We start from the raw sequence: 20,698 nt of genomic DNA on the forward strand, positions 1-20,698 counted from the left end.
AGTTATCTTGCCGATCGCACCACATGAAATGCGACGATCGCCGGGGATTGGCGCGCGATGGCTGAAGACGAAAACAGGGACAAACACAGGCAGCGCGTCCTCAAGGGCGCGACGATCCTGACCGGCATGACCAATTCCGAGGTCACGTGCACGGTCCGCAACATGCATGATGGCGGCGCCGAACTGAAGGTCTCGATCGACGCTCGCGTGCCCGACGAGTTCCTGCTCTATGTGCCGACCGACGGCATCGCCTACAAGGCAGTGGTCCGCTGGCGCCGCGAGGACCGCATCGGCGTGATGTTCACCGGCACCGAGCCAAAGCCCCACTGGCACTACGGCTAGATCCCCTGAACCGCGCCCTCCAACCAGCCAACCACACCGCCTTCATGTAAAAAGCCGGCGGAGCGCTCCGCCGGCTTTCCTGTGCTAAATTGCGGATTCGATCAGTTCTTGGCCTTGTCGACCAATTTGTTCTTCGAAATCTCCGCGCGCCCGCAGGGCGAAGCCCGAGGACGCGCAAGGAAACCAACGGGGATTTCGGTCAGTTCTTGGCCTTGTCGACCAGCTTGTTCTTCGAAATCCACGGCATCATCGCGCGCAGCTTGGCGCCGACTTCCTCGATCTGATGGCTGTCGTTGTTGCGGCGGATGCCCTTGAAGCGCGACATGCCGGCGCGATACTCCTGCATCCATTCCGAGGTAAACTTGCCGGTCTGGATATCCTTCAGCACGCGCTTCATTTCGGCCTTGGTCTCGGCGGTGATGATGCGCGGGCCCGAAACATATTCGCCCCATTCGGCGGTGTTCGAGATCGAGTAGTTCATGTTGGCGATGCCGCCTTCATAGATCAGGTCGACGATCAGCTTGACCTCGTGCAGGCACTCGAAATAGGCCATTTCCGGTGCGTAGCCGGCTTCCACCAGCGTCTCGAAGCCAGCGCGGATAAGCTCGACCAGACCGCCGCACAGCACCACCTGCTCGCCAAACAGGTCGGTCTCGCATTCCTCGCGGAAATTGGTCTCGATAATGCCCGAACGGCCGCCGCCGACGCCGCAGGCATAGGACAGAGCAAGATCAAGTGCATTGCCCGAAGCGTCCTGGTTGACCGCGACCAGGCACGGCACGCCGCCGCCCTTCTGGTATTCGCCGCGCACCGTGTGGCCGGGTCCCTTCGGCGCGATCATGACGACATCGACCGAGGCCTTCGGCTCGATCAGGCCAAAGTGCACGTTGAGGCCGTGGGCGAAGGCGATCGCCGCGCCATCGCGGATGTTCGGCGCGATTTCGGATTTGTAGATGTCGGCCTGCAGCTCGTCCGGCGTCGCCATCATCATCAGGTCGGCCCATTTGGCGGCGTCCGCCACGGTCATCACCTTGAGCCCGTCGGCCTCGACCTTCTGGGCGGTCGCCGATCCGACCTTGAGGCCGATGGCGATTTCCCCAACGCCGGAATCCTTGAGATTGAGCGCATGCGCCCGGCCCTGGCTGCCATAGCCGATGATGGCGACCTTCTTGCCCTTGATCAGGTTGAGATCGGCGTCGCGATCGTAATAGACACGCATTTTTCTTCCTTCCCGTTTTTGAATTCAGAGCATGATGCCGAAAAGTGTGAAGCGGTTTTCGGACGACATCATGCTCTATCTCTTTGATTTAGAGCCGGATTCAGATTTCAGGTCGACTTGACCTGAAATCATCCGGCTCTAGGGGCCTTGCGGCCCGGTTTTTGCTCCGTGAAGAGCGAGAAACTGCTGCGTCGCCCGGACGGCATCGCCGCCAATCGCCGCATCAGTCAATTTTAGCCGGTCGCCGAGCAGCAGGCGGATCTGCACGTCGCGGGCGACCAGCCCGAAAAAGGTGCGGAATGCCGCTTCGGCATCCGAGAACTCGAGAAGCCCGGCCTGCCGACCGGCCTCCAGTACCGGCTTCAGGCGCCGGGCCAGCGCGAAACGCCCGTTCTCCAGCACGATGGCGCCAAGATCTTCGTTGCCGGAGCCGGCACGGCCAATGGCGACGCGGTTCAGCGCGATCGATGTGTCGCTCGAAATCACCTTGAGCCAGTCCGAAGCGAAACGTGCGAGGCTCACCGTCAGCGAAGCAAGGGTAAGCCCCTTGCCGTCGACCGGCACCACCCGCACCTTGGAGGCCTGCCATTGAACAATTGCCGTCAACAGCCCGTCGCGATCGCCGAACCATTTGTAGAGCGTTTCCTTGGAACAGCTTGCCCGCCGCGCCACGGCGGTCATGGTCAACTGATCGCCCTCCTCGACCAGCAGGCGAAGTGCGGCGTCGAGCACGGCTTTCTGCCGCTCGGTCAGCGCTTCGCTGGTGTCGATGTCGACGCTTGCCTGCAACAAACTCTTTTCCTGCTCGATAAAGGCGGCGGCCAGTGCCGTACCGTACGTTACGGTTCGGCGCGTCTATGACGTATTGTCGGACCCGGTGCAAGTCCTATCTCCGCTTTTTGACACTTCCAGACCGGAACGGCCACCGCTCGAACGGCCACCGCTCGAACGGATGTCGCGGGGAGAAAAATGCTCGTCGGCCTGCTTGCCTTGACTGTTGCCGCCGCTTTCGCGGGCGCCGCCATCTATATCAGCGTTGCCGAGCAACCGGCGCGGCTTCGCCTCGAGGACCGTGCACTGCTGCAGGAATGGCAGCCTTCCTACAAGCGCGCCGCCGCCATGCAGGCGTCGATCGCCATCGTCGCCTGTGTTCTTGGTGTCATTGCCTGGTGGCAGACCGGCAGTCTTGGCTATCTCATCGGGGCGGTGCTGATCATCCTGCCATGGCCATGGACGCTGGTCGCAATGATGCCGACAAACCGGTTGCTGGCGGCGATGGACGCGGCCGCCGCCAATCCGCAGGCCCGGGCGTTGATCGTCAAATGGGGCAATCTGCATCTGGTTCGCGTCATGCTTGGCGTGCTGGCGGCACTGGCATTCCTCTGGGGCAGTGCCTGACGGCTGCAAGCGACCTTCAGCGCCAGCCGGACCACATCACCCCGGCATCGCCGGATGACGCAGCCGCCCGAGCAGAGCCGACAAGGTTTCCAGATCATCATTGGAGAGCCTGGCGCCGACCAGTTCGGCGATCGATCGCCCGTAGACGGCCCACATCCGGCGGCGCATCTCGCGCCCCTTGCCGGTGATGCGGACAGTCTGTCCGCGACCGTCATCGGCAACCCTGAGCTTCTCGACCAGCCCGTCCGCTTCGAGGCGCGCCAGCAGCCGCGAGACGTTGTACTGCGCAAACAGCGTGCGCTCGATCAGCTGGAACGGCCGCAAGCCGCCCTCGCAGGCTTCGGCAAGCTCATGCAGCACGTCGTACCAGGCAAGCGGCGGCAAGCCGGCGTCCTTCAGCGCGTCTTCGGCTCTTTCCAGCAGCTGGCGCGAAACGCGCATCAGGCGCGCCCAGGCTTTGATGGCCGCCGGCGAAGGATTCTCCGTCATGATGCAGCATAGGCGATAGATGCAATTGCATCAAGCTTGCCAATGGATGCAAATGCATCTATATAGATGCAACTGCATTTATATCGGATGGCCCTGTCATGAAGCATGAAACCTCGGAGATCGCCGACATCCCGGAGACGGGCGGCCTAGTGACCGACAAACTCGTTCTCGTCAGCCACCACCTTTGTCCCTATGTGCAGCGCGCGGCGATCTCGCTCGCCGAAAAGGACGTGTCGTTCGAACGCCTCACCATCGATCTCGCCAAAAAACCGGCCTGGTTCAAGGCGATATCGCCGCTCGGCAAGGTACCGCTGCTGCGCGTGCCGCAGAATGGCGAGGAAACCGTGATCTTCGAATCGGCGGTCATCCTCGAATTTCTCGAGGAAACGCTGGCCAACCCACTGCATCCTGCCGACCCGCTGGCCCGCGCCCGGCATCGCGCCTGGATCGAGTTCGGCTCGGCCATCCTCAACGCCATTGGTCGGTTCTATTCCGCACCGACCGAGGCCGCCTTTCTTGCCGAAAGCGAAGCTCTGTCGGCAATGTTCGATCGTCTCGAATCGGAACTGGCGGCTGGCCGGACTGGGCCATGGTTTGCCGGCGAGCGCTTTTCACTGGTCGATGCAGTCTATGGCCCAGTCTTCCGCTATTTCGACGCCTTCGATCGGATCGGCGCATTCGGCATCCTGAGCGGAAAGCCGCGTGTTGGGGCCTGGCGAAAGCGATTGCACGAGCGCAAGTCGGTGATGGACGCCGTCGCCCCGGATTACCCACAGCGCCTTCATGCATTCCTGCAAGCGAAGGGTTCGCACCTTTCGAAACTCATCCGCCGCAGCGAAGCGGCCACTGCGCTTCCTTGATACCGATCCGCCTGAACGGATCGATCATGGTTCCAGCCACCATCGAGGCAAGGATGTTTGGCGCCGGCGGGATTTTTGCCACCGACGCCACTAGCCTGTCGCGGACGAACGGCATCACGGTCGAATCCGACTGGTAGAACGGCGTCAGCATCAGCGACAGCGCCTGAAAGACCCGGACATGCCATCGCCGCGCCCGGACATAGACCTCCAGCGCAGTATCGACACGATCCGTTCCTATGAGCGCATAGTTGAGCGCCGCCGCGTCGAGCAGCGCCATGTTCGCCCCTTGCCCGAGCTGCGGGCTGGTCGAATGTGCCGCATCGCCGATGATCGCCCATCGCCGTCCGGCCGGCACCTTGAGCGTGTGATGGCCGTAGCGCGCCAGCGAAAGCTGATCGAAACTGTCGAGCTGGCGCGTGAACGCCTCGCATTCGGGCCACAGCCGAACCAGCCTCGCCTTCCACGCGTCGAGGCCTGTCGCCCTGACCTGCTCTGCGTCCGCCGGCTTCAGGCTCCAGAAGAATGCCGCCATCTTCTCGGCGCCCGGTTCCGGCCTGCCGATCGGCAGCACGCCGATCATCACGCTCGCTCTGTCGTAGCGCTGCAGCAGCGCGTGCTCGTCGAAACCGTCGCCGCGCCAGCCGAGCGACGCCCAGAACGCGCCATAGGCGAGCGGCCGCAGTTCACCCGGATTCTGCACACGCTGCCGCAATCTGGAGCGCGAACCGCTGGCATCGACGACCAGATCGAACGGCCCTATCCTTCGCCCGTTGCCGCAGATCAGCGTTGCCCGTTCGCCGGTTTCCAGCGTCTCGAGCTCGACGCCGGTTTCGATGGTGATCGCCTCGCGCCGGACGGCACCAAAAAGCACGCCGAACAGGGCCGCCCGGTGCACCGCCAGCCCGAAACGACTGCGGCGCTGCGCATCATAGCGGACGTCGAGCACGGTGCGGCCGGTTTTCGCGTCGGCGCCATGCAGGCGGTCGATGCGGCTGCCCAGCGCGAGGATGTCGTCGAGCAGGCCAAGATCGGCAAGCACCGTCAGCCCGGTCGGCTGCAGGATCAGCCCGGACCCGACCGGCTTTGGCTCGTCGAAGCGCTCGAAGATGGTGATCCGATGCCCGGCACGCTTCAGATAGAGCGCCGCAGCCAGCCCGGCCGGGCCAGCGCCGGCAATCGCGATGTCCAGAGATTTGCCCATTGCCGCCGAATCGTCTCGCCCAGGCCGGACAATCCTTCAGCGCTATCGGCAAATCAAGCCGTCGCTCCTGGTATCGATGAGTCAGGTCTCGGCGGCGTCGAAAGCGTTCCGCGCAGCGCGCACCGCGCCATGATTGAGCTCGGCCCATTGGAGCAGCTGATGCAGGGGCCCGAACATCGAGCGTCCGAGATCGGTCAGACTGTATTCGACGCTCGGCGGCTTGGTCGGGAAGACCTCGCGATGGACATAACCGTCGCGCTGCAAATCGTGCAGCGTCTGGGTGAGCATGCGCTGTGAAATGTCGGGCACCAGCCGCCGCAATTCGCCGAACCGGTACGGCTTTTCGGCCAGCGCCATCATCAGCAGCGAACTCCATTTGTTGCTGATGCCCTGGATCACATCGCGCACCGGACAGTCGGCAATGCTGCCCCCGCCGCTACACGCTTTGTAAATCTCGAGCTTCGACTTCAGACTGACGACTTTGCTGTCCATCGCTGGTTCCCTGCGCCTGCCTACCTCCCGCAAAACTGCCTTCTTTACGGGGCTCGGTCAATTCCTATTTTAGTGCTGGTCTCTTTTTGAGACTTATATAAGCACCCGCCGCTCCGGCGCAACGACAGGATTTCCCATGACCGATACCCTTCTCGTCACCGGCGCCTCCGGCCAGCTTGGCCGCGGCGTCGTCGATCATCTGCTGGACACCCTCAAGGTTCCGCCCGCACGCATCATCGCCGCAAGCCGCAGTCCGGAAAACCTCGCCGAGCTGGCAGCGCGCGGCGTCATCATCAGGCAAGCCGATTTCGATGACACGGCATCGCTTGTCGAAGCATTCAAGGGCGCCGACAGGATCCTGATCGTCTCGACCGGCGAGCTCGACCTTGGGGGCAAGCGCCTCAAGCAGCACGAAAATGCCGTCGCAGCCGCGCGGCAGGCCGGCGTTTCGCATCTGCTCTACACCTCGATGCCCAATCCTGAGCCGGGATCGCCGGTGCTGTTTGCGGGCGATCACTACGGGACCGAGCAGGCGATCAAGGCGAGCGGCATCGCCTACACGATTTTCCGCAACGGCTGGTATCAGGAGAACCTGTTCATGTCGCTGCCGCACGCCATTGCCTCGGGGCACTGGTATACATCCGCAGCTGACGGCCGCATCGCCCATGGCGCCCGCGACGACATGGCCGCGGCGATCGCTGCCGGCCTTGCCTCGGGCGCCACCGAAAGCACGACATACACGCTGACCGGTCCGCAGGCCCATACCGTCGCCGAGATCGCAGCCCTGGTGACCGACGTCACCGGCAAGCCGATCGAGGTCGTCCAGCTTTCGGACGAGGCGTTGACCGAGGGCCTGAAGGCTGCCGGCGTTCCCGAGGGCTTTGCCCCAATCGTCACGTCCTTCGACACCAACACGCGCACCGGCCGCATCGACATGGTGACCGACGCGATCGAGACGCTTTCAGGCAGGAAGCCGCAATCGCTGAAGCAGTTTCTTGAAGCGAACAAGGCAGCGCTGGCCGGCTGAGCCAGAATAGAGTGCCGGACTTCCGAAGCCGGCGGGACAGCGCCCCCCTCTGTCCTGCCGGACATCTCCCCCACACGGGGGGAGATTGGCCGTCACCGAGGTTTTCGCCAATCTTCAGCGTCGCAGGAAGGCTGTAAGGCCGAAGCTGCCGATCTCCCCCCTTGTGGGGGAGATGTCCGGCAGGACAGAGGGGGGCGCGAAGGATCGCGACGAAGCGGCTCTAAATCGCCACCTGCGTTCCGATCTCGACCACACGTCCGGTCGGGATCTGGAAATACTCGGTCGCATCGGCTGCCGTGCGCGCCAAGCCGATGAACAGCTTGTCCTGCCACACCGGCATGCCGGAATTGGGTGACGCCTTGAGCGAGCGCCGCGACAGGAAGAAGGACGTCGTCATGATGTCGAACTTCCAGCCCTGCTTGCGGCAGATCGCCAGCGCACGCGGAATGTTGGGCTGTTCCATGTAGCCGAAGGTCAGTGTCACACGCATGAACAGATCGTTGATGGTTTCCATCTTGACCCGGTCACTGTCGGGCACGACCGGCTGCTGCGCCGTCACCACCGAGAGGATGACGTTCTGTTCGTGCAGCACCTTGTAGTGCTTCAGGCTGTGCATCAGCGCGGTCGGCGCGCTGACCGGATCGCTGGTCAGGAACACCGCCGTGCCGGACACCAGCTGCGGCTTCTTCTTCAACAGATTGGCGGCAAGGAAATCGAGCGGAATCTCGTTCCTGCGCGTCTTGTCGAACAGATAGCGACTGCCGCGTATCCAGGTCCCCATGATCAGCCCCATGATGCAGGCCACGGCGATCGAAACCCATCCGCCTTCCATGAATTTCACGATATTCGCCAGGAAGAAGCCGGTGTCTATCGTGCCAAACAGCAGCGCCAGCGCCGCAGCCAGCGCGGTCTGCCATTTCCATTGCCACCGCATCACCACGAACAGCAAAATCGTCGTCATCAGCATCTCGCCTGTCACCGAAATCCCATAGGCGGAAGCCAGCGAACTCGAGCTGCCAAAGCCGACGACCAGCAGCATCACGCCGAGCGCGAGAAGGAGGTTCACGCGCGGCATGTAAATTTGGCCGAGCTGCATCTCGGAAGTATGCTGAACTTCGATTCTGGGCAGAAGATTGAGCTGCACCGCTTGCCGGGTCAGCGAAAACGCCCCGGAGATGACGGCTTGACTGGCGATCACAGTCGCTGCTGTTGCGAGCCCGACCATCGGTATCAGTGCCCAATCCGGCAGCATCTGGAAGAACGGATTGTCGGGCACGCCCCCATGAGCAAGAACGAATGCGCCTTGCCCAAAATAGCTGAGCAGCAGGCAGGGAAAGACGATCCAGAACCAGGCCAGCACGATTGGGCGGCGACCGAAGTGCCCGAGATCGACGTAAAGCGCTTCGGCACCGGTAACCGCCAGAAAAACCGCGCCGACGGTGAGAAATGCGCCCGCTTTGGCCTCGGCAAGGTAGGCCACCGCATAATAGGGATTGATTGCCAGAAGGACCGAGACATCGTCGAGGATGTGCACCAATCCGGCAATGCCGATCGCCAGAAACCAGAGCGCCGTCACCGGCCCGAAAACGGAGGCCACCCTGCCGGTCCCGAAGCGCTGCACGGCAAACAGGACGGCAAGAATCACCAATGTAATGGGAACCACATATGGATCGAACGCCGGGGTCACGACGCTCAGCCCTTCCACCGCTGAAAGCACCGAAATGGCCGGCGTTATGATCGCGTCGCCGAAAAACAGTGCGGCTCCGCACAGACCGATGACAAGAATGATGCCGGAACCAGCCGGATAGGCTTTCCGGGCCAGCGCCATAAGCGACAGGGTACCGCCCTCACCCTTGTTATCCGCCCGAAGCACGAAGGCGACATACTTTATGGTCACGATAATCGTCAGTGCCCAGACGATCAGCGACAGAATGCCCAGAACGGCACTGCGCGGATCGGTGCCCGACGAAGCATGCAGTGCTTCGCGAAGCGCATAAATAGGGCTGGTGCCGATATCGCCATAGACCACGCCGAGAGCGCCCAGCATCAGGACCTTGGTGCTGTGCTTTTCGACCTCAGGATGGCTGGATTGTTCGACTGGTTCTGCCTCACTACCACTGTTGGTAAGGGCCATGGACGACACTCCGATAAGCGCGCGGTGCTCTACGCTTGCTGCGATGCAATATCAAGTGCCCCAACGTGATGGCTGCCATGTCCGCAAAGCGAGGCTTCCATCTCTACCACCCACAGGCCTTAAGAAATCTTTTGACCGTGCCGGCCATGCCATACTCCAACGCATCGGCTGTCAACCCGTGTCCGATCGACACTTCAGCCAATGCCGGGATGCGTTTTGCCAATGCCGGCAGGTTGTTCACCACCAGATCGTGGCCGGCATTGACCTGAAGCCCGGCGGCAAGCGCTGCATCCGCGGTTTTTCCCAATCTTTCCAGCTCACTCGCCGCTTTTGCCGAATCGGAATGAAAGCTGCCATACGGCCCCGTGTAGAGCTCGATCCGATCGGCGCCGGTGTCGCGCGCGGCGTTCATGCCTGACGGATCCGGGTCGGAAAACAACGACACGCGAAAGCCCCCCTTTTTCAGCCGTTTGACGATCGGTGTCAGGAACGCCGCCTCGGCGGCAAAGTTCCAGCCATGGTCGGAGGTGGCCTGGGCAGGGTCGTCGGGCACCAGCGTCACCTGCTCCGGCTGGTGCTTTTCCACAAGCGCCAGGAAATCCTCGTTCGGATAGCCCTCGATATTGAACTCTGCCTTGGGGAATTCGTCGTCGATCATCGCCCTGATCTCCGGCAGGTCGGAATGCCTGGTGTGCCGCTCGTCGGGCCGCGGATGCACGGTCAGGCCATGCGCGCCCGCGGCCAGAGCCAGGCGCCCGAGCCCGATGAGGCTCGGCCACGGCAGGTCGCGCCGGTTGCGCAGCATGGCGATGGCATTGAGATTGACGGAGAGTTTTGCAGGCATGGCTTCTCGGGTCCGGACATAATCGCGGCCATCTATACCGCCTTTGGCGGGAACAGACAGGGGGTTTTCGGTGTTCCAGAGGGACGTATAATATCCAGCAAGAGGAAGACCCGTGAATTATCTTGAAGACGTGCCGGCGGTTCGCCGCATCGACACCGACCGCGACGACCTGTTCGCCATCGACGTCGTCGGCCGTGTCACGGCGGCCGATGCGGAAAACTTGTTCGGATTGCTGGAGGCGGCCTACGCGCTGCATCCGAAAATAGACGTGCTGGTGCGCCTGATCGACCATGAAGGCGTCGATTGGGCCGATGTGTCGGACGAAACGCTTGAACAGGGCACGGCCCATGCCGTGGAGCATGTCGGCCGCTGCGCTGCGCTCGGCGAGCCGAACTGGGTACCCAGCGCACAGAGCGTGCTGCCTGCTTCCTCAGCCGTCGAACTCAGGCATTTCGAGGCAAAGGACGAAGCATCCGCCTGGGAATGGCTCGACGCCAGACCGCTGGCCCCACGCTGACGCAGGTCGACCCCGTGCCAGTCCCAGATTCCTGGTCCATGGGGGCTGCTCGACCGGCCTATCTGACAATCGTCAGCCGTTCCGCCGCCCGCGTGATTGCCGTGTAGAGCCAGCGCTGGCGGGTTTCCTTGAACGCCCAACTTTCGTCGAAAAGCACGATCTCGTTCCACTGCGAGCCTTGCGCCTTGTGCACGGTCAGCGCGTAGCCATAGTCGAAATCGTCGAAGCGTTTTTTCTGCTGCCAGGGAATGTCGGCGTCCGGGTCCTCGAACGCCGCTTTGAGCAGCTTGATCTTGGCGACGCCGCGGTCCGGATCGTCCTCCTCCGGGGAGACCAGCAGATTGATGCCGGGTTTCACCGTCTCGCGCGACGAGGTCATCACCTTCCACAGCGAGCCGTTGAGCAGTCCCTTGGCTGGGTCGTTGCGCAGGCAGACGAGCTTGTCGCCGGCCTGTGGATAGTCGGCATTGAACCCCTTCAGCTCGCGCAGCCGCTGATTGTAGCGACGCCGCGTCCTGTTGGTGCCGACCAGCACCTGGTCCGCCTTCAGCACCAGTTCCTGGGTGACGTCTTCCTTGCCGATCACCTGCGCCGCGCCATAGTCGCCGCGCATGAACTCGCGGCCCTCGCGCACGTCGAGCGCCAGCCGGATAATCGGGTTGTCGCGCGCCTGCCGGTGGATCTCGGTGAGCAGAATATCCGGTTCATGCTCGGTGAAGAAGCCGCCGCCCGAGATCGGCGGCAGCTGGCCGGGATCGCCGAGAACCAGGATCGGCGTGCCGAAACTCAAGAGGTCGCGGCCAAGCTGCTCGTCTACCATCGAACATTCGTCGATGACGACGAGCTTGGCCCGCGAGATCGGGCTTTGCCGGTTGAGCGAAAAGGTCGGCGACATCGAAGTCTTGCCGGTCACCTCGTCCGCCACCGATTCCTCGCCCTTCGGCCGGTAGATCAGCGAATGGATGGTGCGGGCATTGACCGCGCCCTTGGAACGCAGCACCTGCGCCGCCTTGCCGGTGAAGGCGGCGAACTGCACCTGGCCGTCGACATGCTCGGCGAAATAGCGCGCCAGCGTCGTCTTGCCGGTGCCGGCATAGCCGAACAGCCGGAACAGCTGCGGCTTTCCGGTCTTGAGCCAGGTCGCGACCGCCTTCAGCGCATCGTCCTGTTGAGGAGAGAATTCCATCAGCGCGAGAGACCGGATTCGCGAGGGAAAGACAAGGCGCAACGATCATCGGCGGCGGGCCGCACCGCCTGCAATGACGCAATTTATCAGGCAGAGATCAGAACGTAAAGAGAACGAGCACGGTTCGAGACGGTCTAGCCGGCCGGGCCACGACCCTCGGTCGGGCCGCCACGACCTTCGGTCGGGCCGCCACGACCTTCGGTCGGGCTGGGATCGTTCTCGAGCAGGATCGGCTTGCCGTGCGGCGTTGCAAGCGCGGCGCGTTCCCAGGCGGCAGCGAGCGGATCGACGTCGCCCTTGCCGGCAACGCCTTTTGCCGACAGCAAATTTTCCAGCGCCGCCAGCCAGTGCTCGTAATAATCGTGGTCATCGCTTGCGGCACCAGGCTGCTTGACCTCGGCGGACAAGGCGTCCGCCCATTCGCTCCAGGAGAACAGGCCGCTGTCGTGCAGCGCGACCGTCATGGCGAAGGCTTCCGCCTGCCACGGCTCGGCGAATACCGGCGCATCCGCCGGCAGCGTGGCGGTGGCTGACTTCGCCTCACGCCGGCTCAAGATAGCTCTCCCAGGCATCGATCGACACGGTCAGCGTCGGATCGGCGCCCTCGCCCCAGATCTCGGCGCCGTCAAAAACCACCGCATAGACCCATTGCGGGTTTTCGCCTTGGCCATGTGCATTGGTGTCAGGGAAGACAAAACCAGCGCGCACCGCCTCGACGGCGCCTTGCTTGCCGCGTGCGTAGCGTGGCAACCTTGTGTGGCCGGTCGGATGGAAATTTTTCGTGCGCACCATATCGCCTGCCTTGAACCGGGCCGGCGCGGCGATCGGCCGGTCGCATGGGCCGCCCTTGGCCAACACTGCCGGCACGTTTTCGGCCTTCAGCACCCGCTTTGGCGTCGCGGCAGGGTCGACCGCCTTGCCCGCGGCCAGATCGCGGTCGCTGACGAAGCCGTGCCGCTTCAGCAAGGTTTCGAGCGCCTTGATCCAGATCTCATAATAGCTGGAGCCATAATAGTCGGCGGGATGCAGCAATTCCCGCGCATGCCGGCTCTCGTCGATGGTCCAGGCGCCCATGGCGCCCGCGCACAAGGTCACGCCAAGCGCCCGCCTTTCCCAGGCGGCATGGAAACAGGGCTCGTCCTTTTCGGGCGCGACCGGCCCGAACCCCATCTGCCCGCCGAGATCATGCGGCCCGTTCATGCCGGCTCCCGCGCCAGGCCGGTGCCGATCATCGCGTCGCGCGTCACCAGATCCGCGAGCCGCTCCTCGCTCCAGCCGTCGGTGCCCTTCGGCCGCATCGGCACGACCAGGTAACGCAGCTCGGCGGTCGAATCCCACACCCGGATCTTTGTCGTTGCCGGCAAGGTCAGCCCGAATTCCTCGAGCACGCCGCGCGGATCGATGACCGCGCGCGAACGATAGGGCGGCGCCTTGTACCAGACCGGCGGCAGGCCGAGCACCGACCACGGGTAGCAGGAGCACAGCGTGCAGACGACGAGGTTGTGCGTGTCCGCCGTGTTGAACACGGCCTGCATGTGCTCGCCCTGCCGGCCAGTGTAGCCGAGCGAGCCGATCGCCGCCGTCGCGTCGCGTTTCAGCAAAACGGCAAAGTCCGGCTCGACCCACGCCTTCGCCACCACCTTGGCGCCGTTGCGCGGACCGATCTTTGTCTCATAGGTGTCGACGATCACGTCGATCGCGGCCGGATCGATCAGCCCTTTCTGGGTGAGGATCGTCTCCAGTGCGCGCACCCGGGCGGCAAAAGGATCAAGCTCGTTGTCGTGATTATGATCGTGGGACATGGCCGTAAATTACGGCTGCAAGCGTTCCACCGCAAGCGCCGCGGTTTGGGCCAGCCCGTCGGCTTCTATTCGGCCGCCGCCTTGTGCGGCTCGCCCTGCAACGCTTCTCCGTTCTCGAACAGCGACGGCTGGTCGACGGCCTCGACAGGTGGCCGCTCGTGCCGGCGCTTCGGCCACAGCCCGACAAGCCAGCCCGAAAAATGCTCCATGTAGACATAGATGACCGGCGTGACGAACAGCGTCAGCGCTCGCGAAGCGACGAGGCCGCCGACCACCGCCACGCCGAGCGGCGCTGGCGCCGGTGCCGAGCGCGATCGGGATCGTGCCCATCAGTGCCGCCAGCGTCGTCATCATGATCGGCCGGAAGCGCATCAGGCAGGCCTTGTGAATGGACTCGAGCGGCGACATCCCCTCGCGCCTGAGTTCGAGCGCGACGTCGATCATCATGATGCCGTTCTTCTTGACGATGCCGATCAGCATCAGGATACCGATGACCGCGATCACCGACAGGTCCATCCCCGCCAGCCGCAGTGCAACAAGCGCGCCGAGCACCGCCGACGGCAGTCCGGTCAGGATAGTGAGCGGATGGATAAAGCTCTCGTAGAGGATGCCGAGGACGATGTAGATGGTCAGGATCGCGCCGGCGATCAGCAGGCCCTGGTTGGCAAGCGAATCCTGAAACGTTTTCGCCGTGCCCGAAAAAGTGGTCGAGATCGTCGCCGGCATGCCGATCTTTTCCTTCAGCGCATCGATGCGGCTCACGCTGTCGCCGAGCGCGACGCCCTGAGGCAGGTTGTAGGAAATGGTCACTGCCGGAAGCTGGCCGAGCTGATTGACGGTCAGGGCCCCGGCGGTCCGATCGACGCGGGCAAAGGCGCCGAGCGGCACCAGGCTGCCGCTGGCCGTCCTCACCTTGATCGCCAGCATCCTTTCTGGCGACCACTCGATCCTCGGGTCGAGTTCCATGATCACCTCGTAGCTGTCAGCCGAACCGAAGATGGTCGAGACCTGCTCGGTGCCGAAACCGCCATAGAGGCTGGAGCGCAACGTATCGGTATCGACGCCGAGCGTCGCCGCCTTGTCGAGGTCGACCACCAGCGACGCCTGCAGGGCGTTGTTCTGCAAGTCATTGGTGACGTCGGTGAAGGCGCTACGGTCGGCGGCCATCGCGTCGGTGAGCTTCTGCGCCCAGCTGTCCGCCGCGCCGATGTCGAGGCCCTGCACGACGAGTTGATAGGCGCTGGCCGAAGCGCGCGCGCCGAGCCGCAGGTTCTGCACCGGCTGCATGAAGGTTTCGATGCCGGCGACATTGGCCAGCTGCCGCCGCAGATCCGAAAGCACCTTGTCGATGACAGGGCGCTGGTCCTTGTCCTTCAACTGCACAAACAGCCGGCCCTGGTTGAGTGCGTTGTCTCCGCTGCCTACCGACCACCCGACATGCGAGACATAGGGTGAATGGGTAAAGACATCGGCCACTTGCCCCTGCAGCTTCACCATGGCGTCGAACGAGATGTCCTGGCGCGCGGTGGTCGTCACCGAAATCTGGCCGATATCCTCCTGCGGAAAGAAGCCCTTCGGCGAGGTCTGGATCAGCCAGGCCGACAGTGCGGCCGTCCCAATGAAGACGAGAAGAACCAGGAACCTGTGCCGCAGGCAAACTGTCAGCAGCCAGTCATAACCCCGCATGAAGAAATTGTGCCTGTGACCTTCGCCCTGCGCTGCTTCGCGCTCAGCCCTCGAAACCGACAAGAGCCGCGAGCACAGCATCGGCGTCAGCGTCAGCGACACGAACATCGAGGCCAGGATGGCGACCGTCACCACCACCGCGAATTCGTTGAAGATGCGCCCGATCACGCCGCCCATCAAAAGCACGGGGATGAACACAGCGACCAGCGAGATCGAGATCGAAATAATGGTGAAGCCGATTTCGCGCGCCCCCTTGAGCGCCGCGTCGAAGGCCGAGAGTCCCTCCTCCTCCATGTGGCGAAAAATGTTCTCCAGCATGACGATCGCGTCGTCGACGACAAGGCCGACCGCCAGCGTCAGCCCCATCAGCGAGATGTTGTCGATGGAAAAGCCGAACAGGAACATGGCGCCGAGCGTGGCGATCAGCGAGATCGGCACCGCCACCGCCGGGATGATCGTCGCCGTTACCCGGCGCAGGAACAGGAAAATCACCATCACCACCAGCGCGATGGTGAGCAGCAGCGTGAACTGCACGTCGTCGACCGCCTCGCGGATCGACGTCGAGCGGTCGTTGAGCAACCGGATGCTGGCCGCCGCCGGCATCTGATCCTGGAAGGACGGCAGCATCGCCTTGACGCGGTCGACGACGTCGACGGTGTTGGCATCGGGCTGACGCTGCACCGCCATGATGATCGCGCGGGTGCCGTCGTACCAGCTTGCCGTCGTCGTGGTCTCGACGGAATCGATGACGCGGGTGACCTCGCCGAGCTGCACCGGACGGCCGTTCCTGGTGGCAACGATGATGTTGGAAAATCCCGCCGCGTTGTTCAGTTGGGTATTGGCGGTGATGGTCAGCTGCTGCTTGTCGTTCTGCAGCACGCCGAGCGGCGTGTTGCTGTTGGCCGAGGCGATCGCCGTCTGCAGCTGGTCGATCGAAATACCGCGTGCGGCGAGCGCCGTCGGATCGATCTGGACGCGCACCGCGTATTTCTGCTGGCCGAAGATCGAGACCTGCGCCACGCCTTCGATCGTCGACAGCGACGGCGAGATCACATTCTCGGCAAAGGCATCGAGATCTGTCAGCGGAACGGTGTCGCTGACCAGCGACATCAGCAGGATCGGCGCATCGGCCGGATTGACCTTGCGGTAGCTCGGCGGGCTAGTCATCTCGGGCGGCAGTTGCCGCTGCGTTCGCGCTATCGCCGCCTGCACGTCGGCGGCGGCCGCATCGATATCGCGGTTGAGCACGAACTGGATGGCGATCGAGGTCGAGCCGAGCGCGTTGGTGGTCGAGATCGAATCGATGCCGGCGATGGTGGTGAACTGCTTGATCAGCGGCGTTGCCACCGAGGTCGCCATGGTTTCCGGCGAGGCGCCGGGCAGCGAGGCCGAGACATTGACCACCGGAAATTCGGCGCTCGGCAGAGCGGCCACCGGCAGGAACTTGTAAGCGAACAGGCCGCCCAGCACGAGCGCAAACGACATGAGCAGGGTGGCGACAGGCCTGCGGATGCAGAATTCGGAGATCATGGCCGCGTCCCGCCCGCCTTGCCGGCCTCGGCAACCCTGGGAGACGCCTGATCACCGGCCTCGCCTTCGCGGACCGGCGCGCCGTCCTTCAGCTTTGCCTGGCCTTCGACGACGACATTTTCGCCGCTTTTCAGCCCCTCGCCGATGGCGCTGTTGTCGCCTTCGGTCAGTGCGACCTGCACGGGCCGCACCTCCAGCGTGTTGTCGGGCTTGATCACATAGACGAACGGCCCCTTCTGGCTTGGCTGGACCGCAACCGTGGGAACCGAGGTCATCTGCGGCATGATGCCGGCATTGAGCACGACATTGACATATTGGCCCGGCCACAGCGAAAGATCGGGGTTGGGCACGCTGGCCCGGGCTGCAATCGTGCCGGAGGCGGTGTCGACGCTGGAATCGACGAAATCGAGGGTCCCCTTGCCGATCGGTGTCGGGTCACCGTCCCTGGTCAGCGTGACTGCGCCTTGCCCTGGCGCCGCCAGCGCCTTGTGCAAAAGGGCAAGATCGCTTTCCGGAAGATTGAAGTTCACCCGCAGCGGGCGACCGCAAGCATCGCAAGCACGATCTTTCCACGCATCGTCAAAGACCTTCCCTCCGACACGCCGTGGTTCGGTGGTCATGTCTGGGTATAACTCGCAGCCTCGTGCCGCGGTTTCACCAAATAGATAGAGGGTGCCGAGGGCAAAAAAGGGCCAAAACCCGGGATTACGAAGATTTAATGTGCATTGCACAGTAAAACGGCAGCTACCGCAGCATCGGCCACAGTGTCGCTGCCAGCAGCACGCCCATTGCGATGTTGAACCATTTCAGCCGCACCGGGTCCGACAGAAAACCGCGCAGCGCCGTGCCGAAACCTGCCCACACCGAAACGCTCGGCAGGTTGACGACGGTGAAGGCTATTGAAACCAGCGCCACCGACAGAAACGGATGCTCCGGAACGGCATAGACGGCCATGGCGGTGACCGCCATCACCCACGCCTTGGGATTGACCCACTGGAACGCTGCCGCATCGATGAAGTGCATCGGTCGCGCCTTGGTCTCGCCCTTGCTGCTGAGCGAACGCGACATGGCGATCTTCCAGGCGAGATAGAGCAGATAAACGCCGCCAGCGATCTTCAATGCGGTGTGGAGAACCGGAAACGCAGTCAGCACCGCGCCAAGACCAAAGCCGACGGCAAGCAACAGCACGAGGAAGCCGATGCTGATGCCCAGCATGTGCGGAATGGTTTTGGCAAAACCGAAATTCACGCCGGAAGCCAGAAGCATGAAGTTGTTCGGACCCGGTGTGATCGAAGTCACGAAGGCATAGACCAGCAGGGCAAGGAACGCATCGAGGGTCATTGGCTTCTCCCAAGAAGGTCAGCAATATTGTCCTTTTACCTCAGACGCACAAAGGCCAGCTTACGGCGGCAGCCGGGCCAGAAGGTCAGGATCAAGCCGACAGAACAAATACAGGCGGTGCCAGAGCACTGGACCCAAAGCGCCGGATGATCACATCCCTTGCGGGCCGCGATTCATCGCCGCCACGCCGGTGCGGCAGATCTCGACCAGGCCGAGCGGCTTCATGATGGCGATGAACTGGTCGATCTTGGAGCCCTTGCCGGTGATCTCGAAAATGAAATGCTCGGTGTTGGCGTCGATGACGCTGGCGCGGAAGGCATCGGCCAGCCTCAGCGCCTCGACGCGGCCCTCGCCGGTGCCGGCCACTTTCACCAGCGCGAGTTCCCGCTCCAGCGGCCGTTCCTGGCCGAGCTCGTGCGAGCGCACGGTGAGGTCGACGACACGGTGCACCGGCACGATGCGCTCGAGTTGGTGCTTGATCTGCTCCAGCACATGCGGCGTGCCGCGCGTCACGATGGTGATGCGTGACAGATGCTTCTCGTGCTCGGTTTCGGAAACGGTCAGGCTCTCGATATTGTAGCCGCGTCCGGAAAACAGGCCGATGACCCGGGCAAGCACGCCCGGCTCATTGTCGACCAGCACGGAAAGCGTGTGGATTTCCGGTCTTTCCGTCTCCTTGGCGATGAAGTAGGCGGAACCGGTGGGTTGAAGGTGCTGTGCGTTCATGACATGAATCTCGTTTTCAAACTTTGAGCTGTTTTTCTGTTTCCGCACGGCTTCTTCCGACAGCCCTGCCTCGGCTCGGGCGTTAGGGGTTACACCAGTTCCCTGCCCTTGGCGTCGATGGCGTTGGCCACCGCCTCGTCGGTCGCCTCGTCCGGCAGCAGCATCTCGTTATGCGCCTTGCCCGACGGGATCATCGGGAAGCAGTTGGCAAGCGTGGCGACCCGGCAGTCGAAGATCACCGGCTTCTTCACCGAGATCATCTCCTTGATGGCGTCGTCCAGTTCGTCCGGCTTCTCGCAGCGGATGCCATGGCCGCCATAGGCTTCGGCGAGCTTGACGAAATCCGGCATCGCTTCGGTGTAAGAATGCGACAGCCGGTTGCCGTGCAGAAGCTGCTGCCACTGCCGCACCATGCCCATATACTGATTGTTGAGGATGAAGATCTTGATCGGCGCCTCGTGCTGCACCGCGGCGCTCATCTCCTGCATCGTCATCTGCACCGAGGCGTCGCCGGCAATGTCGATGACCAGCGCATCCGGGTGCGCAATCTGCACGCCGAGCGCCGCCGGCAGGCCGTAGCCCATCGTGCCGAGCCCGCCGGAGGTCATCCAGCGGTTCGGCTTCTCGAAATGATAGTGCTGCGCCGCCCACATCTGGTGCTGGCCGACCTCGGTGGTGATGTAGGTGTCCATATCCTTGGTCAGCGCATAGAGCCGTTGGACGGCATATTGCGGCATGATGACGTCGTGGTTCATCTTGTAGGCAAGCGAATCCCGTGCCCGCCATTTCGCGATCTGCTCCCACCACGGGTGCAGCGCCTTCTTGTCGGCCCTGGCGGTGGCCCGCCACAGCCGCACCAGATCCTCCAGAACCCGGCCGACATCGCCGATAATGGGCACATCGGTGTGGACGTTCTTGTTGATCGACGACGGATCGATGTCGATATGGATCTTTTTCGAATTCGGCGAGAACGCGCTGAGCCGGCCGGTGATGCGGTCGTCGAAGCGCGCGCCGATGCAGACCATGACGTCGCAATCATGCATCGCCATGTTTGCTTCATAGGTGCCGTGCATGCCGAGCATGCCCATCCAGTTCTTGCCCGAAGCCGGATAGGCGCCAAGGCCCATCAGCGTCGAGGTTATCGGGAAGCCGGTCAGGTCGACCAGTTCGCGCAGCAAATGGCTGGCTTCCGGGCCGGAATTGATGACACCGCCGCCGGTATAGAGGATCGGCCTTTTCGCGTTGGCCATCAGCTCGACCGCCGCCTTAATCTTGTCCAGGTCGCCCTGGACCTTGGGCTGATAGCTCGTGCGCGGCGCCGTCTGCGGCGGCACATAGGCGCCCTTGGCGAACTGCACGTCCTTCGGGATATCGACGACGACCGGACCGGGGCGTCCTGTCGTCGCGACGTGAAAGGCCTCATGGATGATCGCCGCGAGCTCGTTGACATCCTTCACCAGCCAATTGTGCTTGGTGCAGGGCCGCGTGATGCCGATCGTGTCGCACTCCTGGAACGCATCCGAGCCGATCAGCGAGGTCGGCACCTGACCGGTCAGGCAGACCAGCGGGATCGAATCCATCAGCGCATCCTGCAGCGGCGTGACCGCGTTGGTGGCGCCCGGCCCCGATGTCACCAGCATGACGCCGGCCTTGCCGGTCGACCGCGCATAGCCCTCCGCCGCATGACCGGCACCCTGCTCGTGACGGACGAGGATGTGCTCGACCTCATCCTGTTGGAAGATTTCATCATAGATCGGGAGAACTGCGCCGCCCGGATAGCCGAAGACATGCTTGACGCCGTTGTCCTTCAGCGCCTGCACCACCATTTCGGCTCCGGTCATTTCGCGCCGTTCGTTCTGTCCACTGCTCATCGGTCTGGTCCCGTATTGTCCGCCATCGGGCGA

At 63.0% G+C, this 20,698-nt stretch carries 19 protein-coding genes and 2 pseudogenes; 5 read left to right on the forward strand and 16 right to left on the reverse strand.

Translation table 11 applies throughout. From position 1 onward, the window contains the following. The first annotated feature begins 57 nt into the window (after nucleotides 1-57). Complete coding sequence (locus AC0L2C_RS26865; RefSeq protein ID WP_473524840.1) at nucleotides 58-342, forward strand: PilZ domain-containing protein; 285 nt, start codon at nucleotides 58-60, stop codon at nucleotides 340-342. A gap of 199 nt (nucleotides 343-541) precedes the next feature. On the opposite strand, the gene ilvC is transcribed toward AC0L2C_RS26865, so the two are convergent. Together ilvC and AC0L2C_RS26875 are read right to left on the reverse strand one after the other, a co-directional pair. After that, nucleotides 542-1,561 (reverse strand): ketol-acid reductoisomerase, encoded by a 1,020-nt coding sequence (gene ilvC, locus AC0L2C_RS26870; protein ID WP_473524841.1) that lies wholly within the window; start codon nucleotides 1,559-1,561, stop codon nucleotides 542-544. Between the two features lie 138 nt (nucleotides 1,562-1,699). Next, nucleotides 1,700-2,353: a TetR/AcrR family transcriptional regulator gene (locus AC0L2C_RS26875; RefSeq protein ID WP_287066719.1), complete on the reverse strand. Its 654-nt coding sequence runs from the start codon at nucleotides 2,351-2,353 to the stop codon at nucleotides 1,700-1,702. 177 nt (nucleotides 2,354-2,530) lie between these two features. Here AC0L2C_RS26875 and AC0L2C_RS26880 point away from each other — a divergent pair, with 177 nt between their 5' ends. After that, nucleotides 2,531-2,959, forward strand: a complete 429-nt coding sequence (locus tag AC0L2C_RS26880; protein WP_287066720.1) for an anthrone oxygenase family protein — start codon at nucleotides 2,531-2,533, stop codon at nucleotides 2,957-2,959. Between the two features lie 36 nt (nucleotides 2,960-2,995). On the opposite strand, the gene AC0L2C_RS26885 is transcribed toward AC0L2C_RS26880, so the two are convergent. Further along, complete coding sequence (locus tag AC0L2C_RS26885; protein ID WP_128246462.1) at nucleotides 2,996-3,448, reverse strand: MarR family winged helix-turn-helix transcriptional regulator; 453 nt, start codon at nucleotides 3,446-3,448, stop codon at nucleotides 2,996-2,998. 98 nt (nucleotides 3,449-3,546) lie between these two features. Between AC0L2C_RS26885 and AC0L2C_RS26890 the strand changes: the two genes are divergently transcribed. After that, entirely contained in the window at nucleotides 3,547-4,308 is a 762-nt protein-coding gene (locus tag AC0L2C_RS26890) for a glutathione S-transferase family protein (protein WP_128246461.1), read from the forward strand. Here the strand turns inward: AC0L2C_RS26890 and AC0L2C_RS26895 are convergent. Together AC0L2C_RS26895 and AC0L2C_RS26900 are read right to left on the reverse strand one after the other, a co-directional pair. Next, nucleotides 4,271-5,509, reverse strand: coding sequence for an FAD-dependent oxidoreductase (locus AC0L2C_RS26895; protein WP_128246460.1), 1,239 nt, complete (start codon nucleotides 5,507-5,509; stop codon nucleotides 4,271-4,273). The genes AC0L2C_RS26890 and AC0L2C_RS26895 overlap by 38 nt on opposite strands. An 81-nt stretch (nucleotides 5,510-5,590) precedes the next feature. Continuing rightward, the gene (locus tag AC0L2C_RS26900) at nucleotides 5,591-6,001 is read right to left on the reverse strand and encodes a winged helix-turn-helix transcriptional regulator (RefSeq protein WP_128180464.1); all 411 of its coding nucleotides are present in this window, start codon (nucleotides 5,999-6,001) and stop codon (nucleotides 5,591-5,593) included. A 136-nt stretch (nucleotides 6,002-6,137) separates the two neighbouring features. Between AC0L2C_RS26900 and AC0L2C_RS26905 the strand changes: the two genes are divergently transcribed. Further along, on the forward strand, nucleotides 6,138-7,028 hold the full coding sequence (locus AC0L2C_RS26905) for an SDR family oxidoreductase (RefSeq protein WP_128246459.1): 891 nt from the start codon (nucleotides 6,138-6,140) through the stop codon (nucleotides 7,026-7,028). A 220-nt stretch (nucleotides 7,029-7,248) separates the two neighbouring features. On the opposite strand, the gene AC0L2C_RS26910 is transcribed toward AC0L2C_RS26905, so the two are convergent. Both AC0L2C_RS26910 and AC0L2C_RS26915 read right to left on the reverse strand, forming a co-directional pair. Then, nucleotides 7,249-9,162, reverse strand: a complete 1,914-nt coding sequence (locus AC0L2C_RS26910) for a potassium transporter Kup (RefSeq protein ID WP_128180468.1) — start codon at nucleotides 9,160-9,162, stop codon at nucleotides 7,249-7,251. A gap of 103 nt (nucleotides 9,163-9,265) precedes the next feature. After that, entirely contained in the window at nucleotides 9,266-10,006 is a 741-nt protein-coding gene (locus AC0L2C_RS26915) for a pyridoxine 5'-phosphate synthase (protein WP_128246458.1), read from the reverse strand. Between the two features lie 112 nt (nucleotides 10,007-10,118). Between AC0L2C_RS26915 and AC0L2C_RS26920 the strand changes: the two genes are divergently transcribed. After that, the gene (locus tag AC0L2C_RS26920) at nucleotides 10,119-10,523 is read left to right on the forward strand and encodes a SpoIIAA family protein (protein ID WP_128246457.1); all 405 of its coding nucleotides are present in this window, start codon (nucleotides 10,119-10,121) and stop codon (nucleotides 10,521-10,523) included. Nucleotides 10,524-10,581: 58 nt separating this feature from the next. On the opposite strand, the gene AC0L2C_RS26925 is transcribed toward AC0L2C_RS26920, so the two are convergent. From AC0L2C_RS26925 to AC0L2C_RS26965, 9 genes and pseudogenes are all read right to left on the reverse strand, one after another. Beyond that, nucleotides 10,582-11,709, reverse strand: a complete 1,128-nt coding sequence (locus AC0L2C_RS26925; RefSeq protein ID WP_128246456.1) for an ATP-dependent DNA helicase — start codon at nucleotides 11,707-11,709, stop codon at nucleotides 10,582-10,584. Nucleotides 11,710-11,843: 134 nt separating this feature from the next. Then, on the reverse strand, nucleotides 11,844-12,263 hold the full coding sequence (locus AC0L2C_RS26930) for a nitrile hydratase accessory protein (RefSeq protein WP_473524842.1): 420 nt from the start codon (nucleotides 12,261-12,263) through the stop codon (nucleotides 11,844-11,846). Then, nucleotides 12,250-12,909 carry a nitrile hydratase subunit beta gene (nthB, locus tag AC0L2C_RS26935; RefSeq protein ID WP_287066722.1) on the reverse strand — a complete coding sequence of 220 codons (660 nt, stop codon included), beginning with the start codon at nucleotides 12,907-12,909 and terminating at the stop codon, nucleotides 12,250-12,252. The genes AC0L2C_RS26930 and nthB overlap by 14 nt, the downstream gene beginning before the upstream one ends. Then, the gene (gene nthA, locus AC0L2C_RS26940; protein WP_287066723.1) at nucleotides 12,906-13,511 is read right to left on the reverse strand and encodes a nitrile hydratase subunit alpha; all 606 of its coding nucleotides are present in this window, start codon (nucleotides 13,509-13,511) and stop codon (nucleotides 12,906-12,908) included. Before nthA ends, nthB begins: the two co-directional genes overlap by 4 nt. Nucleotides 13,512-13,576: 65 nt before the next feature. Continuing rightward, nucleotides 13,577-16,727, reverse strand: a pseudogene (locus AC0L2C_RS26945) (efflux RND transporter permease subunit). Next, nucleotides 16,724-17,266 (reverse strand): annotated as a pseudogene (locus AC0L2C_RS26950) (efflux RND transporter periplasmic adaptor subunit); the annotation flags it as partial. The pseudogenes AC0L2C_RS26950 and AC0L2C_RS26945, both read right to left, overlap by 4 nt. Nucleotides 17,267-17,471: 205 nt before the next feature. Next, entirely contained in the window at nucleotides 17,472-18,068 is a 597-nt protein-coding gene (locus tag AC0L2C_RS26955; RefSeq protein ID WP_473524843.1) for a LysE family translocator, read from the reverse strand. Nucleotides 18,069-18,218: 150 nt separating this feature from the next. Continuing rightward, nucleotides 18,219-18,794 (reverse strand): acetolactate synthase small subunit, encoded by a 576-nt coding sequence (ilvN, locus tag AC0L2C_RS26960; RefSeq protein ID WP_091594244.1) that lies wholly within the window; start codon nucleotides 18,792-18,794, stop codon nucleotides 18,219-18,221. Nucleotides 18,795-18,883: 89 nt separating this feature from the next. Next, on the reverse strand, nucleotides 18,884-20,665 hold the full coding sequence (locus AC0L2C_RS26965; RefSeq protein WP_473524844.1) for an acetolactate synthase 3 large subunit: 1,782 nt from the start codon (nucleotides 20,663-20,665) through the stop codon (nucleotides 18,884-18,886). Nucleotides 20,666-20,698 lie beyond the last annotated feature (33 nt).

It is taken from the genome of Mesorhizobium sp. WSM4845, from assembly GCF_055811455.1.

Bases quoted from the DNA above. Each gene is read 5' to 3' on its own strand.
- AC0L2C_RS26865 (WP_473524840.1), top strand. From the start codon at position 58: ATGGCTGAAGACGAAAACAGGGACAAACACAGGCAGCGCGTCCTCAAG.
- ilvC (WP_473524841.1), bottom strand. From the start codon at position 1,561: ATGCGTGTCTATTACGATCGCGACGCCGATCTCAACCTGATCAAGGGC.
- AC0L2C_RS26880 (WP_287066720.1), top strand. From the start codon at position 2,531: ATGCTCGTCGGCCTGCTTGCCTTGACTGTTGCCGCCGCTTTCGCGGGC.
- AC0L2C_RS26885 (WP_128246462.1), bottom strand. From the start codon at position 3,448: ATGACGGAGAATCCTTCGCCGGCGGCCATCAAAGCCTGGGCGCGCCTG.
- AC0L2C_RS26890 (WP_128246461.1), top strand. From the start codon at position 3,547: ATGAAGCATGAAACCTCGGAGATCGCCGACATCCCGGAGACGGGCGGC.
- AC0L2C_RS26895 (WP_128246460.1), bottom strand. From the start codon at position 5,509: ATGGGCAAATCTCTGGACATCGCGATTGCCGGCGCTGGCCCGGCCGGG.
- AC0L2C_RS26900 (WP_128180464.1), bottom strand. From the start codon at position 6,001: ATGGACAGCAAAGTCGTCAGTCTGAAGTCGAAGCTCGAGATTTACAAA.
- AC0L2C_RS26905 (WP_128246459.1), top strand. From the start codon at position 6,138: ATGACCGATACCCTTCTCGTCACCGGCGCCTCCGGCCAGCTTGGCCGC.
- AC0L2C_RS26910 (WP_128180468.1), bottom strand. From the start codon at position 9,162: ATGGCCCTTACCAACAGTGGTAGTGAGGCAGAACCAGTCGAACAATCC.
- AC0L2C_RS26915 (WP_128246458.1), bottom strand. From the start codon at position 10,006: ATGCCTGCAAAACTCTCCGTCAATCTCAATGCCATCGCCATGCTGCGC.
- AC0L2C_RS26925 (WP_128246456.1), bottom strand. From the start codon at position 11,709: ATGGAATTCTCTCCTCAACAGGACGATGCGCTGAAGGCGGTCGCGACC.
- nthB (WP_287066722.1), bottom strand. From the start codon at position 12,909: ATGAACGGGCCGCATGATCTCGGCGGGCAGATGGGGTTCGGGCCGGTC.
- nthA (WP_287066723.1), bottom strand. From the start codon at position 13,511: ATGTCCCACGATCATAATCACGACAACGAGCTTGATCCTTTTGCCGCC.
- AC0L2C_RS26955 (WP_473524843.1), bottom strand. From the start codon at position 18,068: ATGACCCTCGATGCGTTCCTTGCCCTGCTGGTCTATGCCTTCGTGACT.
- ilvN (WP_091594244.1), bottom strand. From the start codon at position 18,794: ATGAACGCACAGCACCTTCAACCCACCGGTTCCGCCTACTTCATCGCC.
- AC0L2C_RS26965 (WP_473524844.1), bottom strand. From the start codon at position 20,665: ATGAGCAGTGGACAGAACGAACGGCGCGAAATGACCGGAGCCGAAATG.